The organism is Amycolatopsis nivea (assembly GCF_004522235.1).
GTDB lineage: Bacteria > Actinomycetota > Actinomycetes > Mycobacteriales > Pseudonocardiaceae > Amycolatopsis > Amycolatopsis nivea.
The window spans coordinates 393,415-409,880 of the sequence record NZ_SDLT01000001.1 but is presented as its reverse complement, the minus strand read 5'-3'; the positions used below and the strand labels follow the sequence as shown (position 1 = coordinate 409,880).

Below are 16,466 nucleotides of genomic sequence, written 5' to 3'. Positions count from 1 at the left end.
CGTCAGATCACGCCCGCCGTGCGCAGCTGCTCGACATCCGCCGCGCTGTAGCCGAGTTCGCTGAGCACCTCGTCGTTGTGCTCGCCCAGCAACGGAGAACGCTCGACCTCCACCGGCGAATCGGACAGCTTCAACGGGCAGCCGACGGTCTTGAACGCGCCGCGCTCCGGATGCGGCACCTCGACCACCGACCCCAGCTCGGCCAGCGTCTCGTCCTCGATCAGCTCCTTAGTGGACAGAATCGGTCCACAAGGGATGTTACGGGCGTTGAGCAGCTCCATGACCTCCCATTTGGTGCGCTGTTCGGTCCATTCCTCGACCATCGCGAACACTTTGTCCAGTTTGGACAGCCGGGCCTCCGGGGTCGCCCAGTCCGGGTCCTCGGCGAGTTCCGGGCGCCCGATCAGCTCGGTCAGCGGAGCCCAGCCGACCGGCTGGACGATGACGTAGATGTAGTCGTTGGGCCCGCCCGGCGCGCACCGCACCGCCCAGCCCGGCTGGCCGCCGCCGGACGCGTTGCCCGACCGCGGCACCTCGTCGCCGAACCGTTCGTTGGGGTACTCCCCCAGCGGCCCGTGCGCCAGCCGCTGCTGGTCGCGCAGCTTGACCCGGCACAGGTTGAGCACGGCGTCCTGCATCGCGACCTGCACCCGCTGGCCGCGCCCGGTGCTCGTGCGCTGGTACAGCGCCGCCAGAATCGCCGCGACAAGGTGGATGCCGGTGCCCGAATCGCCGATCTGCGCGCCGGTCGCGGTGGGCGGTCCCTGCTCGAAGCCAGTCGTGCTCATCGAGCCGCCCATCGCCTGCGCGATCACCTCGTAGGCCTTGAAATTCGCATACCGGCCCGGGCCGAAACCCTTGATGGACGCGTAGATCAGCCGCTCGTTGATCTCGCGGAGCCGATCCCAGGAGAACCCGAAACGATCCACGACACCGGGTCCGAAGTTCTCCACCAGCACGTCCACTGAGGACACCAGCTTGGTGAAGACTTCCTTGCCCTGCTCGCTTTTCATGTTGAGCGTGATGCTGCGCTTGTTGGCGTTCAGCATCGTGAAGTAGAGACTGTCCACTCCGGGCAGATCGCGCAGCTGGCCGCGGGTGATGTCGCCGCGTCCGGGGGTTTCGAGCTTCACGACGTCCGCGCCGAGCCAGGCGAGGATCTGCGTCGACGACGGTCCGGATTGGACGTGGGTCATGTCGAGGACGCGGACGCCCTCCAGTGCCTTTCCCATCTTCGGCTCCTCCCGACTACTTGTACATCGTCTGGTTCATGGTTCCGGGGGCGTAGGCGTCCGGGTCGACCCAGACGTTGATCAGCGACGGCTTGCCGGATTCCCGGGCGCGGCGCAGTGCCGGGGCGATGTCCGCCGGGTCGCGGACCTCCTCGCCGTAGCCGCCGAGCATCCGGGCGAACTGGTCGTAGGGGACGTCGCCGAGGGTGTTGCCGATGCGTTCGCGGGCCAAGCCGTATTTCTGCGCCTGGCCGTAACGGATCTGGTTCATCGACGAGTTGTTGCCGACGATCCCGACGAACGGCAGGTCGAACCGCACGAGCGTCTCGAAATCCCACCCGGTAAGGGAAAACGCCCCGTCACCGAAGAGCGCGACCACCTCTTGGTCCGGCCGCGCGTGTTTCGCGGCCAGCACGAACGGAATCCCGACACCGAGTGTCCCGAGTGGACCGGGATCCATCCAGTGCCCCGGTGCCTTCGGCTGCACGACCTGGCCGGAGAAGGTGACGATGTCGCCGCCGTCGCCGATGTAGATCGAATCCTCGGTCAGGAACTCGTTGATCTCGTGCACCAGCCGGTACGGATGGATCGGATTCGCGTCGGAATGCTGCTGCGGCAACCGCTTCTGCTTGGCTTTTTCTTCGACCGCCCGCAATTCCTCCAGCCACTGCTTGCGCCCCACCGCCCCGTTGTCCACCCGGCCGGACGCAGCGTCCGCGACCGCGGCGAGGATCTGTCCCGCGTCGCCGACAATGCCGAGGTCGATGTCGCGGTTCTTGCCGACAGTTCGGTAGTCGAGGTCGATCTGCACCACTTTCGCGTCCGAGGAAAGCCTTTTGCCGTAACCCATCCGGAAGTCGAACGGCGTGCCGACGATGACGATCACGTCCGCGTTGTCGAAGGCATAACGGCGGGAAAGCTGGAAATGGTGCGGATCGCCCGGAGGCAGAGTTCCGCGGCCGGCGCCGTTCATGTAGGCCGGGATGTTCAGCGCGCGCACGAGTTCCGTCGCGGGCTCGGTGGCGCGAGTCGTCCAGACTTGGCTGCCGAGCAGAATCGCCGGTTTCTTGGCGTGCACCAGCAGATCCGCGAGCTTTTCCACGTCTGCCGGATCGCCCGCGTTGCGCGTGGAGGCCCGATAGCGGCCGGACTGCGGGATGCGCGCGTTCTCCGCCGGCACGCGCGCGTCGAGGACGTCGCGGGGAATCTCCAAAAAGGACGGTCCGGGCGCGCCCGCGAAGGCTTCGCGGAACGCCATCGACACCAGGTCAGCGGCCCGCGCGGTGTGCGGGACGGTGGCGGCGAACTTGGTGATCGGGGTCATCATGTCCACGTGCGGGAGGTCCTGCAGCGAGCCCATTTTGTGCTGGCTCAACGCGCCCTGGCCGCCGATCAGCAGCATTGGACTCTCCGCGCGCAACGCGTTCGCGACACCCGTGACCGCGTCCGTCGTCCCCGGCCCCGCCGTGACCACCGCACACCCCGGGCGGCCGGTGATCCGCGCGTACCCGTCGGCCGCGTGCGCCGCGACCTGCTCGTGGCGGACGTCGATGACGCTGATGCCCTCGTCGACGCAGCCGTCGTAGATGTCGATGATGTGGCCGCCGCAGAGGGTGAAGATGGTGTCCACGCCTTCGGCCTTCAGGGCTTTCGCGACCAGGTGGCCGCCGGAGATTGTGTCCGGCGCTCCCCCGGTGGTGGCCGGGTGCTGACCTGCAGTCTCGCTGGCTTTGCCCGGGTTGCTCCGGCTGGTTTGCCCGTTCTCGCTGGCCTTGTGTCCGGCGCTTTGGCGGGTTTCGTTGCTGGCCTTGCTTCCGGCGCTCGGGCTGGTTTGCTGGTCCTTGTCCCCGGCGCTCGGGCTGGCTTGCCGATTCTCGTCTCCGGCGCTCTGGCTAGTTTGCCGATTCTCGTCTCTGGCGCTCTGGCTAGTTTGCGGGTTCTCGCTGGCTTCGCCGACGGGGTTCGCCTCGGTCTTCTCCCCGGTCTGCCCGCTGGCGTTCTCGCCGGTGTGCTGGCCTGCTTGCCGGCCGGTCGTGGTGGGCGACATGCGCAACTCCTCCTGTCCCGCGCCGGACCTCTCTGACCCGCGCGCTCGTCCCGGTCTGCTCGTGCCTCTCCGCGGCCCGCCGGATCTGTCGCCGCAGGTCAGCGGCTCGTCGCCGAAGACTGTAGATTGCATACCGTATGAGGTAGGCATTAGACTTACTCTTCGAGCCGCCCGCTGTCCAGGGGCATCCGCAGGTTTGTCCGGCCGACCGACCGGACGATCCGCCACCGGCTTCGACGGGCGGCTCGCCGGCTGATTCGCGGGGTCGGCCTGCTGTGCGACGCGCGCGGCGGGGCGGCTCATCGGCCGGGGTTTGGTGACAAGGCGGGCGTCGTTGCTCGGCCGAGGTGCTCGGTGGTACCGCGGCTAGCCGTCGGGCCGCTCGGCGGAGCTTGCTGTGGCACGGCGGTTAGCCCGTCGGGCCGCTCGGGCGAGGTGGCTCGGTGGCACGGCGGCGCTAGCCCGTCGGATCGCTCAGCCGAGCGGGCTGCGGCACGGCAGCAAGCCCGCCGGGCCGCTCGGCTGAACTGGCTGCGGCGCGGCGGCCGGTTCGAAGGTCGGTCGCTCGCGCGGCACCGGGCCGCCGAGTCGTTCGCCGCGCGGCCATCCAGCCCCAGCTATCCAGACCAGCTATCCACGGCCCTGCCAGAACCCGCAGCCGAACCAGCAATCGCTCCGCTACCGCAGAACCACCAACCCCGAAGAACCCGCTCCCCCGCCCGCAAGGAAGGAATTCCGATGGACCTCTTGGAACACCAAGCGCGCGACCTCTTCGCTGCGCACGGCGTGCCGGTTCCCCGTGGCCGCGTGGCCGCGACGCCGGACGAAGCGCGCGCCGCGGCCGTCGAGATCGGCGGGCCGGTTGTCGTCAAGGCGCAAGTCAAGACCGGCGGGCGGGGCAAGGCGGGCGGGGTCAAGCTCGCGGCCCGGCCCGAGGACGCGGCGGCGGTCGCCGGCGAGATCCTCGGGATGGACATCAAAGGGCACCGCGTGCATCGCGTCCTCGTGACCGAGGCCAGCGATATCGCCGAGGAGTACTACGTCTCCTATCTCCTCGACCGCGCCGACCGGAGTTTCCTCGCGATGGCGTCGGCGGCGGGCGGGATGGACATCGAGGAGGTCGCCGCGACCCGGCCGGAGGCGCTGGTCAAGGTGCCGATCGACATCCGGGTCGGGGTCGACCTCGTCAAAGCGCGCCGGATCGCGGCGGCGGCACGGCTTCCGGTCGAAGCGGCTGGGGTGCTGGTCCGGTTGTGGGACGTGTTCACCGCCGAGGACGCGACGCTCGTCGAGGTCAATCCGCTCGCCCGCACGCGCGGCGGGGAGATCGTCGCGCTCGACGGGAAGGTCACGCTGGACGGCAACGCCGCGTTCCGGCATCCCGGGCATCGGGCGTTCGCGGAAACGGAGACTGGGGATCCGCTCGAGCAGCAGGCCGCCGAGCAGGGGCTCAACTACGTGAAGCTCGACGGCGACATCGGCGTGATCGGCAACGGCGCCGGGCTCGTGATGTCCACTCTGGATGTAGTGGCTGCCGCGGCGCGGGACGCGGGCGCGGTCGGGCCGGCGAATTTCCTCGACATCGGCGGCGGGGCGTCCGCGGAGATCATGTCGGCCGGGCTCGGGGTGATCCTCGGGGATCCGGACGTGCGCAGTGTGTTCGTGAACGTCTTCGGCGGCATCACTGCGTGCGACGCGGTCGCGGACGGCATCGTGAAAGCGCTGGCGCTGCTGGGCGATCGCGCGACGAAACCGCTGGTGGTCCGGCTCGACGGGAACAACGTCGCGGAAGGAAGGCGGATCCTCGACGAGGCTGCGCATCCGCTGGTGACAGTCGTCGCGACGATGGACGACGCCGCGCGCGAAGCGGCCAAGCTCGCGGCCGGGACGGAGGGCTGAACGATGGCGATTTTCCTCGACAGCACCAGCCGGGTCCTCGTTTCCGGCATCACCGGCGCGGAAGGGACCAAGCACACCCGCCGGATGCTGGCAGCGGGCACGAATGTCGTGGGCGGGGTCAATCCGCGCAAGGCCGGGCAGACAGTTTCCCTTGACGGGCACGAGCTGCCGGTCTTCGGTGGCGTCGCCGAAGCGATGGCGGAGACCGGTGCGGATGTAGTGGTCTTGTTCGTGCCGCCGCCGTTCGTGAAGGACGCGGTGCTCGAAGCGGTCGACGCGGGCATCGGGCTCGCGGTGGTGATCACCGAGGGCGTGCCGGTGCACGATTCCGCCGCGTTCTGGGCGCACGCGCGTGACAGCCGCACCCGGATCATCGGACCCAACTGTCCCGGGCTCATCTCCCCCGGGCTGTCGAACGCCGGGATCATTCCCGCTGACATCACCGGCCCGGGACGGATCGGGCTGGTGTCGAAGTCCGGCACGCTCACCTATCAGCTCATGCACGAACTCCGCGACATCGGTTTCTCCAGCTGCATCGGCATCGGCGGCGACCCGGTCATCGGCACCACGCACATCGACGCGGTCGAGGCGTTCGAAAAGGACCCGGACACCGATGTGATCGTGCTGATCGGCGAAATCGGCGGTGACGCGGAGGAGCGCGCGGCGGCGTACGTGCGGGAGAACGTCCGGAAGCCGGTCGTCGGGTACGTCGCGGGATTCACCGCTCCCGAAGGCAAAACCATGGGACACGCGGGAGCGATCGTGTCCGGGTCCTCCGGGACGGCGGCGGCCAAGAAGGAAGCACTCGAGGCGGCCGGGATCCGGGTGGGGCGCACGCCGAGCGAAACCGCGCGGCTGGTGCGCGAGGTACTCGCCGGGACCAGCGCGTAGCACGCGTAGTACTACGACCGGAGTGGTTCAAGGACGAACCCAGGAGGACGGATGGACCTGCGGCAGCTGGAAACCGTCGTGGCGGTGGCCGAGGAGGGCGGGTTCACCGCTGCCGCGCGTCGGCTGCATACCGTGCAGTCGACAGTGTCCACTGTGGTCCGTGCGCTCGAACGCGATCTGGGCACTGAACTGTTCGAGCGCACTACCCACCGGGTCGCGCTGACGCCTGCGGGCAAAGCGTTTCTCCCGGCGGCGCGAGCGGCGCTGGAGGCGGCCAGCCACGCTCGGGCCACCGTCGACCGGGCGCGGTGGGAGATCACCGGCGAGGTCCGGATCGGGGTCATGCCCGGGGCGTGGCCGGAACCGCACCGGGCGCTGAGCGCGTTGCGCCGGGATCACCCCGGCGTGCGAGTGCTGGTGCGGACCGCGCCGCCGCATCAGCTCCGCGAGGCGGTCGTGACGTCCACTGTGGACATCATGGTCGCCGTCGCGGGGTGCGCCCCGAGCGACGGATTGGTCAGCCGCCCGGTCCGGCGGGAGGAGATGGTGCTGGTCACCGCAGCCGGCGACGGAGCAGCGGACCGGCCGGTGTCGGCCGCCGAAGCCGCCGGTACCGCGGTGGTCGATTTCGCGCCGGGCTGGGCGATCCGGGAGGCCACCGACCGGACTTTCCAGTCGGCTCGGGTGCGCCGGACCGTCGTGCACGAGGTCACCGACGCGTCCGCCGCGGCGGAACTGGTCCGGCACGACCTCGGCGGCTGCGTGCTGCCGGTGTCCGTCGCCGCGCAGTTCCCCGACCTCACCGGCCGCCGGTTCACGCGCGGCGGCCCGACCTGGAACATCACCGCGACCCACCCGGGCGATCCGCGGCCCGCGGTGGCGGCGGTGTTGCGGCACCTGACCTGATCCAGCGCACCCTCGTTCAGCCAGCCGCCCATTCGGCCCTGACGTGCTTCAGATGCGCCCGGACCTGGTCCTCCAGCCGAGCCCAGTCCCGCTCCGCGATCGTCGCCAGCATCTCCCGGTGTTCCCGCGCCGAGTCCGCCAGCCGGCCGCGTTCGGCGAGCTTTTCCAAGCCGTACAAGCGTGTCTGGTCGCGCAGCGTGGCGATGGCGTCGATCAGCCGCCCGTTTCCGGCCAGGGCCAGCAAATCGAGGTGGAACCGGCGGTCCGCCTCCAGGAAGCGCGCGACATCGCCTGCCTCGGCTGCGGACTCGATCTCACCGGCCAGCGCGTCCAGCCGGGCGAGGTCGTCCGGACCGGCGGCCGCCCCGGCGGACAGCGTCGCCGGGATCTCCAGCAGCACCCGCATCTCGTAGATCTCGTCCAGGTCGCGTTCGGTGATCGCGACGACCCGGTAGCCCCGGTTGCGGACGGGTTCCAGCAGGCCCTGGTTGACCAGCGTCAGCAACGCCTCGCGCACCGGGCTGCTCGACACGCCCAGCCGCGTCGCGAGCGCGGCGGCCGAATAGATGTCGCCGGGACGCAGTTCGCCGGACACCATCGCCTGCCGTACCACTTCGAGCACTTGTTCGCGCAGGTTAGTGCGCTGCAGCTGCGTCACGGGACGCACCTCCGCTTCCCCGGGCTTGACTTCGCCCGCCTAGGTCCAGCAGGGTACAGGAGTAACCGGTAGCCGGTTACTAAGGAGTAACTAATGCCTGAGATCCGGGGTTACTGCACGTTGTGCCGGTCGCGCTGCGGCGCGGTCTACACGGTCGAGAACGGCGCGCTGCGCGGCGTCCGGCCGGATCCGGCACATCCGACCGGTGCCGCGTTGTGCCCGAAGGGCCGCGCCGCGCCGGAGCTCGTGCGCTCCCCCGAGAGGCTGCGCCGGCCGTTGCGCCGCACGACGCCGAAGTCCGATCCGGATCCGCGCTGGCGCGAGATCAGCTGGGACGAAGCGCTGTCCGAGATCGCCGAACGGCTCGGCGGCATCCGCGCGACCAGCGGGGCCGAGGCTGTCGCGTTCTCGGTCACCTCCCCCAGCGGCACGCCGATGTCCGACTCGATCGACTGGGTCGAGCGGTTCATCCGGCTTTTCGGCAGCCCCAATACGCTGTACGCAACCGAAATCTGCAACTGGCACAAGGACTACGCGCACGCGTTCACGTTCGGCTCGGCGTTGCCCGCCCCGGATTACGCGGGTACGGAATTCGCGGTGCTATGGGGGCACAATCCGGCCAAGGCATGGCTCGCTCAGTCCGCCGCGTTGGCTGAGGCTCGCACGCCGAAGCTGGCCGTCGTCGATCCGCGGCGGACGGCCAGCGCGGTGCGGGCTGAGCACTGGCTCCGGGTGCGGCCGGGCACGGACGGCGCGCTCGCGCTCGGCGTCGCACGGGAGTTGCTCGAACGTCGCGGGCACGACGAGGCTTTCGTGCGGTCGTGGACGAACGCTCCGTTGCTGGTCCGCACCGACACGGGCCGGTTTCTCCGGGCGGCGGAAATCGATCCCGGCGCGGCTGGGTTCGCGGTGTGGGACGAGGTCGCCGGACGAGCTGAGCCGTACGACACGAATTATCCAGCAAGCGGTCCGGAAAGGTTTGCTCTGCACGGAAAACGCCGGGTGCGCACGCTGGCTGGCCCGGTCGACTGCGTGCCCGCATTCGAGCATTACGCGCAGGCCTGTGCCGCGTGGCCGCTCGATCGGACCGAAGCCGTGACGACCGTCGAAGCCCCGGCGATCGAAGCCTTCGCGGCCGACCTTGCCGAGGCGAAGTCCGTGACGTATGCGGCTTGGTCGGGCGTCGGGCAGCACGCGAACGCGACGCAGACCGAGCGCGCGATTGCCACGCTCTACGCGCTCACCGGCAGCTACGACTCCCCCGGCGGCAACGTCGTGCTTCCGAAGCTCGCGGTCGCGCCGGTCACGTCGGCGGACCAGCTCGCGCCTGAGCAGCGAGCGAAAGCCCTTGGCCTGCAAGAGTTCCCACTCGGTCCGCCGGACCAGGGCTGGGTGACTGCACGGAACTTCTGCCGCGCTGTCCTCGAAGAAAAGCCTTATCCGGTAAGGGCGCTGGTGTCCTTCGGCGGGAATCTTCTGCTGTCGCAACCGGACCCGAACCGTACCGCAGAAGCGTTGCGGCGCTTGGAATTCGCGGTGCATCTCGATCTGTTCGAGAATCCGACCGCGCGCTTCGCCGACCTGCTGCTGCCGGTTCAGACGCCGTGGGAGCACGAGGCGGTCAAGGCCGGTTTCGAGATCAGCCAGGCGGCGCAGGAACACGTGCAACTGCGGCCGAGGATGACCGATCCGGTCGGCGAGTCGCGTTCGGACACTGAGATCGTGTTCGAGCTGGCCGGACGACTCGGGATGGGCGCGGACTTCTTCGACGGCCGCATCGAGGACGGCTGGGATCACCAACTGGCCCCGCTCGGCCTCACTGCCGCGCAGTTGCGCGAACAGCCCGGCGGCGTCGATCTGCCGTTGCAAAATGAATATCGCAAATACGCCGATCTTGCGGAAAATGGCGCGGTGACTGGGTTTGCGACGCCGACTCGCCGGGTCGAACTGTATTCCGAACGGCTCGCTGAGCACGGCTACCCGGCGGTTCCGACTGCCGAGCCGCCGGTCCCGGACGCTCGGCATCCGCTGGTGCTGACCTGCGCGAAGAACGGATACTTCTGTCACAGCCAGCATCGCGGGATTTCGTCGCTGCGCAAGCGTTCTCCCGAACCGGCCGTCGACCTGAGCGCGGAACTCGCCGCGGAGCGCGGGATTCAGGACGGGCAGTGGGTCCGCATCACGACGGCCTCGGCGGACGTCCGGATGCGCGCGCGGATCGATCCCGCACTGCACCGCGACGTGGTCGTGGCGGAGTACGGCTGGTGGCAGCCGGCTCCTGACCTCGCGCTGCCCGGTTCGGACCCGCTCGAGGACGGCGGGACCAACTACAACCTGCTCGTCGGCGACGACGCCCATGATCCGGTGAGCGGGTCGGTGCCGTTGCGTTCGACGTTCTGCGACGTCCGGCCGGACGAGCCCGAGCCGTGGACCGGGCAGCGGGAGTTCGCGGTCGAGCGGGCGGAGCTGGAGACCGAGGACATCCGGTCGGTGCGGCTCAAGCCGGTGGACGGGCGGGCGGTGCCGGAGTTCCGCGCCGGGCAGCACATCACCGTCGCCTGGCCGGACGCGCCTGGGTTGACCCGCAGCTACTCGCTGACCGGGTCGGCGAAAGCCGCCGACGGCGGGTACGCGATCGCGGTGCGGCGGGTGCCGGGCGGGCAGTTCTCGCCCGCCGTGCACGACCGGCTTGAGCCCGGGACCCAGTTGCTGGTCACGGCTCCCTCCGGCGGATTCGCGTTGCCGACCGTCCATTCGCGGCCGATCGTGCTGCTGGCGGCCGGGATCGGGATCACGCCGTTTCTGAGCTACTTGGAATCCCTCGAACCCGCGTCCGCGCCGGAGAGCGTGCTGCACCACGGCAGTCGCGACCGCTCCCGGCACGCGTTCCGCGAGCGCATCGCCGGGTTGGCGGCTCGGCTGCCCTCTGTCCAGATCGTGGACCACTACAGCCGCCCTGGTCCGGAGGAGTCCTGCGATTTCACCGGCCGGATCACCGCCGACCGCGTCGACGCCGAACTGATCCGGCGGCGGGCCCGGTTCTACCTGTGCGGTCCGGAAAGCATGCTGGACGAGCTGACCGCTGGGCTGGTGGAGCGGGGCGTGCCGCGCTTCGACATCTTCACCGAGAAGTTCCACGCCGCGCCCGCGCCGGTCCATATCCCGGACGACGCGACAGCCACCGTGCGGTTCGCGCGGTCCGGCCGCGAGGCCACCTGGCGGGCGGGCGACGGGGACCTGCTGCGGTTCGCCGAGGCTTCCGGGGTCGCGCTGCCCAGCGGATGCCGGCTCGGGCAGTGCGAGAGCTGCGCCGTGACGGTGCTGGGCGGAACGGTCGCGCACCTGGTCGCGATCGCCGACGATCTGCCCGCTGACCAGTGCCTTTCCTGTCAGGCGATCCCCACTGCGGATGTAGTGCTCGATGCGTGAGTCTGGTCACCCCTAACCTCGCAAACCCCGTCTGGGGTGCGAAATCCGGCATTCGGACGGCATCATCGGCGGATGGCTCTCGACCAGACATCGCGCGCAGTGTACGAGGAGATCGTCCGGAAGAACCCGGCCGAGCCGGAGTTCCACCAGGCCGTCTTCGAAGTGCTGGAAGCGATCCGGCCCGCGCTGCAACGGGATCCGGACCTGCGCGACGCGGCGATGCTGGAGCGGCTGTGCGAGCCGGAGCGGCAGGTGATGTTCCGGGTGGTCTGGACCGACGACGCGGGCGCGGTGCACGTCAACCGCGGCTTCCGGGTCGGGTTCAGCTCGGCGCTCGGGCCGTACAAGGGCGGGCTGCGCTTCCGCGGCGACGTCACGCTCGGCACGGTCAAGTTCCTCGCCTTCGAGCAGATCTTCAAGAACGCGCTCACCGGCCTCGGCATCGGCGCGGGCAAGGGCGGGTCCGACTTCGACCCGGCCGGCCGCAGCGACGGCGAGATCATGCGGTTCTGCCAGGCGTTCATGACCGAGTTGGTCCGGCACATCGGCCCCGAGACCGACGTCCCGGCGGGCGACATCGGCGTCGGCGGGCGCGAGATCGGGTACCTGTTCGGCCAGTACAAGCGGCTCACCAACCGGTACGACGCGGGCACGATCACCGGCAAGAACCCGTTGCTGGGCGGCATTCCGGCGCGGCCGGAGGCCACCGGATACGGGACGGTGTACTTCCTCGAGGCGATGCTCGGCGCGCGCGACGACTCGTTCTCCGGCCGCACCGCGGTGGTGTCCGGGTCGGGCAATGTCGCCTACCACGCGATCGCGAAGCTTCAGGAGCTCGGCGCGAAGCCGGTCGTGTGCTCGGATTCGGGCGGGTACGTCCACGATCCGCGCGGGATCGACCTGGAGCTGTTGCACGAGCTGAAGGTCGCGCGGCGCGGGCGGCTTTCCGAGTACGTCGACCATGTGCCGTCCGCGAAGTACGTCACCGACGGCACGCCGTGGGACGTGCCGTGTGACCTGGCGTTGCCGTGCGCGACGCAGAACGAGCTGGACGAGCAGTCCGCATTGCGGCTGGTGAAGAACAACGTCCGGGCGGTCGCTGAGGGCGCGAACATGCCGTGCACGCCCGGTTCTTTGCAGATCTTCCGCGAGGCCGGGGTGGCGGTCGGGCCGGGGAAGGCCGCGAATGCCGGCGGGGTCGCGGTGTCCGCGCTGGAGATGCAGCAGAACGCGGCGCGGGAGCGGTGGACGTTCGAGCGCACCGACCGGACGTTGCGGGACATCATGACCGACATTCACCGGACGTGCCTCGAGACGGCCGACGAGCACGGGGTGGCCGGGGATTACGTGAGCGGGGCGAATATCGCGGGGTTCCGGAAGGTGGTCGCGGCGATGGACGTGTGCGGGTACATCTGAGCCGGATCCTGCGGACGGTCTTCGTTCGGCTGGATTTTGTATGCAGTATTTGGTCGGGGGTCTGCCGGTCGACGGTGGGCGGTCTTCGGTCTGGGATCTGCGGTCTGGGATCTACCGTCTGCGGTCTGCCGGTCGACAGTCCGCCGGTCGGCTGTCTCCGGTCGGCTGTCTCCGGTCGCCAGTCCACTGGTCGCCCGTCTCCGGTCGCCTGTCTCCGGTCGACAGTCCGCCGGTCGGCGGTCTTCGGTCGGCGGTCTGCCAGTCGGCAGTCTTTGGCCGACAGTCCGCCGGGCGGCAGTTGGCGATCTTCGGTCTTCCGGTCGGCAGTCTGCGCGTCGTCGAGGATGGGATGCGCTGTGGGCGGACTCCCCGCGATGCGGATGCCGAGCGGTGTTGTCGTGCCGCGGAGGAGCGAACCGCCAGCCGGGGAATGCTTGCCGCACTAGGTGACTATCTGGAAAAACTGCGCCAGACATAGGGGCACAGTGTGTCCGTGCTTGACGCGCGGCTGGTGGGGCGCTTCGGTACGAGGGTGACTGCGTATGTGGAGCGTCCGCCGGTGCCGGGTCTGAGTGCGGTGGTGCGCACGGTGTGGATCCAGCGCACTGGCGACGTCCCGTATGTGCAGCGGCATCTGCCTGCGGGCGGGGTCGAGATTCACTTCCCGGTCGGTGGTCGTCCGCAGTTGCTCGGGCCGTTGACCGGGCCGCAGGTCGAGGTTATTCCGGCGCATACAACGGTCGTCGGGGTGCGGTTCCGGCCCGGGGCGGCTCCTCCCCTGCCTGCGGGGCTCGACGAACTCGCTGACCAGTGCGTCGGGCTGGCTGACGTGTGGGGGCGGGTCGTGGATCGGCTGGTGGAGGCCGTGGCGGTCGCTCCGACGCCCGAGGCGGGGCTTGCCGCGTTGCAGGCGCATCTGCTGCGGGAGTACCGGCGGGTCGGCGGCCTGGATCCGCTGATCAGGGAAGCGGTGCGGGTGCTGATGCCGTGGGAGCCGGTCGGCGTGGACGCGGTTGCGGCGCACTTGGCGTTGTCGGCGAGCCAGTTGCGGCGGAGGTGCCTGCACACGGTCGGGACGAGTCCGAAGGTGCTTCAGCGGACGTTGCGGTTCCAAGGGTTTCTGGCGCTGGCTCAGTCCGGGGCGGTCGCGACCGGGCGGCGGGGTGCGGACGGGACGGCGGGGCTGGCCGTCGACGCGGGGTATGCCGACCAGGCGCATCTCAGCCGGGAATGTCTCCGGCTGACTGGGGTCACGCCGAGGCAGCTCCTCGGGGGCGATCTCGACCGGTGCGCGTGCGGGCATGATCATTCCGCGTCCTACACGCCGTTTCTGGAAGGGCGCGGGCGGTCGCCGTTGCGCGGGTGAGCGGAGCATGGGCTGCGGGCGATCGCGGCTGGGCGGGATCTCGAAGAACCACCTTCGCCCAGGCCCGCCCGCTCCGGACATCGGCCGACCCGCCGCTCGCACATCCGAACCCGCCGAGCGCAGCCACCCGCTCCCGACGACGGGCCGACCCCGCCCGCACATCCGACCCCCGCCAAGCCCAGCCACGCACTCCCGACAACGGGCCGACTCGCCCGCGACCCGCCGCCCGCACATCCGGCGCCGCCAAGTCCAGCCATCCGCCCCGACGACGGGCCGACCCGCCCCCAGCCTGCCGTGCCACGAGCCCGGCGGCTCGGCCAAGCACCCATTCCACCCGGCACGACCAGGCGATTCCCTCCTACGAGGGATGCCCGGGATGGTTCACTGTGGCCCCGTTCGCAGGCCGCAACCCCACCGCGCGGGCGGGAAGAACGATCCGGAGGAGGGTCTTGGATGACCGGACCAGCTCGCCCCGGTGTGGCGTCCCCGGCGCTCGTCGCGGTCGTCGACTCGCTGGCCGCCGCGGCCAGCGTCGCCGAGTTGCAGGACTGCTACATGCGCGCGGTGCCGCAGTTGCTGTCCTCGCGTTCGTTCGCCATCTACGTGCGCGACCCGCGTAACCGCGCGCCGGTCAGCCGGGCCACCGAAGGGGCCAGCGACGTCTTCCTGTCCCGGTACGAGGAGCTCGGCCGCGAGCGCGACCCCGTCCTGCGGCACTGTCTCACCGCGAACCAGGCGGCGCACAGTTCGCGTCTGATGAGCCAGGACCGCTGGACCGAGCATCCGGTGTACCGCGAAGTCATGTCGCTGCACGGCTGGCGGATGGTGCTGGAGACCCCGATCGTCGCGGGGGCCGAGATCGTCGGCACGCTCAACTTCGCCGATCGCGACGCCGGGGCGCTCTCCTCCGACGAGGACCTGGCCGTCGCGACGGCGCTGGGGCGGGTCGTGGGGCTGGTGCTGAGCGGGCTGCTCCGGCAGGAAACCCTTCTCCGGGAACGCGATCACCTCGAAACGGCGGTCGACGTGTGCGACAACGCACTGGTCCTGACCGACCATCGGGGCGGACAGCGGCGGTTCAACGCGGCCGCGAGGGCAGCGCTGCGCCGGGTGGCGCCGGACGGGCCGACGGAGTGGCTGGAGAACGTGATGGCGGCGAATCCCGACGCCAGCACGCAGGTCGCCGAGTCCGGCGGGGTGCGAGCGACGCTGCGCACGGTGCGGGTGCCCAGCCAGCCCGCGCTCTCGGTGACCACACTGGACATCCAGGACGGCCCGGGCGGCGAGATCGCGCTGAGTCCTTCGCTGTCGGCATTGCTGTCGCCTCGCGAACGGGAGGTGGCCCGACTGGCGGTGTCGGGGCTGCACGACGATCAGATCGCGGCGAAGATCTTTCTCAGCCGCTACACGGTGAAGCAACATTTGAAGAGCGTTTACCGCAAGCTGGGCGTGGATTCCCGCACTGCGCTCGCGCGGCTCGTGCTGCACGGCACGTGATCTCCGGCCGGAGGAGTTAGAATCCGGAAAATCCGGCCGAGAGAACGAAACGATGTCCCAGCGCGGTCCCGACGAACGAACAGCCCGGCTGGTCGTGTCCGCCACCGACGAGCTGTCGGCGGCCACGAGCACGGAAGAGCTGCTCGAGGTCTATCTCCGCGTGGCCCGGTCCGCGCTGCCGACGCGGTCGTTCGGCATTTATCTCTTCTCCTCGGCGCGGCACCGTTCCGCGACCGAAGGCGTCAGCGACCTTTTCCTGGCCCGGTACGAGGACGCCGGACGCGAGCAGGATCCGGTCCTGCGCCGGGCGGTGGACACCCGCAGCGCGGCGCACAGCGCGCACCTGATGCCGCCCGACGACTGGCAGGATCTCCCGTTCTACCAGGACGTCCTCGCGCTGCACGGGATGCGGATGGTGCTCGAGGCCCCGATCGTCGCGGGCGGCCGGATACTGGGGACGTTGAACTTCGCCGATCAGGATCCGGGGCTGCTCGCCGGCGAAGCCGAGGTCGCGGTCGCCTCGGCGCTGGGGCGGGTCGTCGGGTCGGCGGTCGCCTCGCTCGAAGCGCGCGACGATCTTCGGCGCGAACGCGACAACGCGTGGGCCGCGCTGGATCTCGCCGCCGTCGCGCTCGTGACGACCGACCTGCGCACCGGGAAGCGGCGGCTCAACGAAGCGGCCCGGCAGCTGCTGCGCGAAGTGTCCGATGAGGACCCCGAATCGTGGCTGGAAGAGACGATGGCCGCCCGGAATCCCCGCGACGGGTTCGCGTGGACGGTGCCCCTTGCCGAGCGCGGTTTGCGGCTCTCGCTGCGTTCCCGACCCGTTCCGGACGACGAGGTCGCGGTCGCGGTGCTGCGGCTCGAACGGGACGCGGCCGGGCTTCCGCCGTCGATCGCGGCACGGCTGACGCCGCGGGAACGCGAAATCGCTGTGCTGGCCGTCGAAGGCCTCAGCGACGACCAGATCGCCGCGCGGGTCCTGCTGAGCCCCTACACGGTGAAACAGCACCTGAAAGCCGTCTACCGCAAGCTCGGAATCGGCTCGCGGCAAGCGCTCACCCGCGTCGTCCTGAGCGCGCCTCCCTCCTTCGAGGGGTAACCGGCCCGGCCTCCCGCGAGGGA

At 70.0% G+C, this 16,466-nt stretch carries 11 protein-coding genes; 8 read left to right on the top strand and 3 right to left on the bottom strand.

Features of this window, described 5'->3' with window-relative positions; genetic code table 11:
* Positions 1 to 2 precede the first annotated feature (2 nt).
* Positions 3 to 1,232: a formyl-CoA transferase gene (gene frc / locus EIZ44_RS01980; protein WP_037805860.1), complete on the bottom strand. Its 1,230-nt coding sequence runs from the start codon at positions 1,230 to 1,232 to the stop codon at positions 3 to 5.
* 16 nt (positions 1,233 to 1,248) lie between these two features.
* The gene (locus tag EIZ44_RS01975) at positions 1,249 to 3,279 is read right to left on the bottom strand and encodes a thiamine pyrophosphate-binding protein (RefSeq protein ID WP_240691199.1); all 2,031 of its coding nucleotides are present in this window, start codon (positions 3,277 to 3,279) and stop codon (positions 1,249 to 1,251) included.
* A gap of 738 nt (positions 3,280 to 4,017) precedes the next feature.
* On the opposite strand from EIZ44_RS01975, the gene sucC reads away from it, so the two are divergent.
* From sucC to EIZ44_RS01960, 3 genes are read left to right on the top strand one after another with little or no spacing between them, the layout of a single operon-like run.
* The gene (sucC, locus tag EIZ44_RS01970; protein ID WP_134727532.1) at positions 4,018 to 5,178 is read left to right on the top strand and encodes an ADP-forming succinate--CoA ligase subunit beta; all 1,161 of its coding nucleotides are present in this window, start codon (positions 4,018 to 4,020) and stop codon (positions 5,176 to 5,178) included.
* 3 nt (positions 5,179 to 5,181) lie between these two features.
* Complete coding sequence (sucD, locus tag EIZ44_RS01965) at positions 5,182 to 6,069, top strand: succinate--CoA ligase subunit alpha (protein ID WP_037805855.1); 888 nt, start codon at positions 5,182 to 5,184, stop codon at positions 6,067 to 6,069.
* 51 nt (positions 6,070 to 6,120) lie between these two features.
* Positions 6,121 to 6,975: a LysR family transcriptional regulator gene (locus tag EIZ44_RS01960; RefSeq protein ID WP_134727531.1), complete on the top strand. Its 855-nt coding sequence runs from the start codon at positions 6,121 to 6,123 to the stop codon at positions 6,973 to 6,975.
* A gap of 16 nt (positions 6,976 to 6,991) precedes the next feature.
* Here EIZ44_RS01960 and EIZ44_RS01955 read toward each other — a convergent pair whose 3' ends face one another.
* Complete coding sequence (locus EIZ44_RS01955; RefSeq protein ID WP_240690518.1) at positions 6,992 to 7,633, bottom strand: GntR family transcriptional regulator; 642 nt, start codon at positions 7,631 to 7,633, stop codon at positions 6,992 to 6,994.
* Positions 7,634 to 7,726: 93 nt separating this feature from the next.
* Between EIZ44_RS01955 and EIZ44_RS01950 the strand changes: the two genes are divergently transcribed.
* The 5 genes from EIZ44_RS01950 to EIZ44_RS01930 all read left to right on the top strand — a co-directional run bounded on the left by EIZ44_RS01950 (position 7,727) and on the right by EIZ44_RS01930 (position 16,443).
* A complete protein-coding gene (locus EIZ44_RS01950) occupies positions 7,727 to 11,062 on the top strand; it encodes a molybdopterin-dependent oxidoreductase (RefSeq protein WP_134727530.1) in 3,336 nt (1,111 codons plus the stop codon).
* A 72-nt stretch (positions 11,063 to 11,134) separates the two neighbouring features.
* Positions 11,135 to 12,478, top strand: a complete 1,344-nt coding sequence (gene gdhA, locus EIZ44_RS01945; RefSeq protein WP_037805849.1) for an NADP-specific glutamate dehydrogenase — start codon at positions 11,135 to 11,137, stop codon at positions 12,476 to 12,478.
* A gap of 532 nt (positions 12,479 to 13,010) precedes the next feature.
* Complete coding sequence (locus EIZ44_RS01940) at positions 13,011 to 13,844, top strand: helix-turn-helix domain-containing protein (RefSeq protein WP_134727529.1); 834 nt, start codon at positions 13,011 to 13,013, stop codon at positions 13,842 to 13,844.
* A 453-nt stretch (positions 13,845 to 14,297) separates the two neighbouring features.
* Entirely contained in the window at positions 14,298 to 15,341 is a 1,044-nt protein-coding gene (locus EIZ44_RS45055) for a LuxR C-terminal-related transcriptional regulator (protein WP_205673011.1), read from the top strand.
* A 52-nt stretch (positions 15,342 to 15,393) separates the two neighbouring features.
* On the top strand, positions 15,394 to 16,443 hold the full coding sequence (locus EIZ44_RS01930) for a LuxR C-terminal-related transcriptional regulator (RefSeq protein ID WP_134661557.1): 1,050 nt from the start codon (positions 15,394 to 15,396) through the stop codon (positions 16,441 to 16,443).
* The last annotated feature ends 23 nt before the right edge of the window (positions 16,444 to 16,466 follow it).

Bases quoted from the DNA above. Each gene is read 5' to 3' on its own strand.
- frc (WP_037805860.1), bottom strand. From the start codon at position 1,232: ATGGGAAAGGCACTGGAGGGCGTCCGCGTCCTCGACATGACCCACGTC.
- EIZ44_RS01975 (WP_240691199.1), bottom strand. From the start codon at position 3,279: ATGTCGCCCACCACGACCGGCCGGCAAGCAGGCCAGCACACCGGCGAG.
- sucC (WP_134727532.1), top strand. From the start codon at position 4,018: ATGGACCTCTTGGAACACCAAGCGCGCGACCTCTTCGCTGCGCACGGC.
- sucD (WP_037805855.1), top strand. From the start codon at position 5,182: ATGGCGATTTTCCTCGACAGCACCAGCCGGGTCCTCGTTTCCGGCATC.
- EIZ44_RS01930 (WP_134661557.1), top strand. From the start codon at position 15,394: ATGTCCCAGCGCGGTCCCGACGAACGAACAGCCCGGCTGGTCGTGTCC.
- EIZ44_RS01960 (WP_134727531.1), top strand. From the start codon at position 6,121: ATGGACCTGCGGCAGCTGGAAACCGTCGTGGCGGTGGCCGAGGAGGGC.
- gdhA (WP_037805849.1), top strand. From the start codon at position 11,135: ATGGCTCTCGACCAGACATCGCGCGCAGTGTACGAGGAGATCGTCCGG.
- EIZ44_RS45055 (WP_205673011.1), top strand. From the start codon at position 14,298: ATGACCGGACCAGCTCGCCCCGGTGTGGCGTCCCCGGCGCTCGTCGCG.
- EIZ44_RS01950 (WP_134727530.1), top strand. From the start codon at position 7,727: ATGCCTGAGATCCGGGGTTACTGCACGTTGTGCCGGTCGCGCTGCGGC.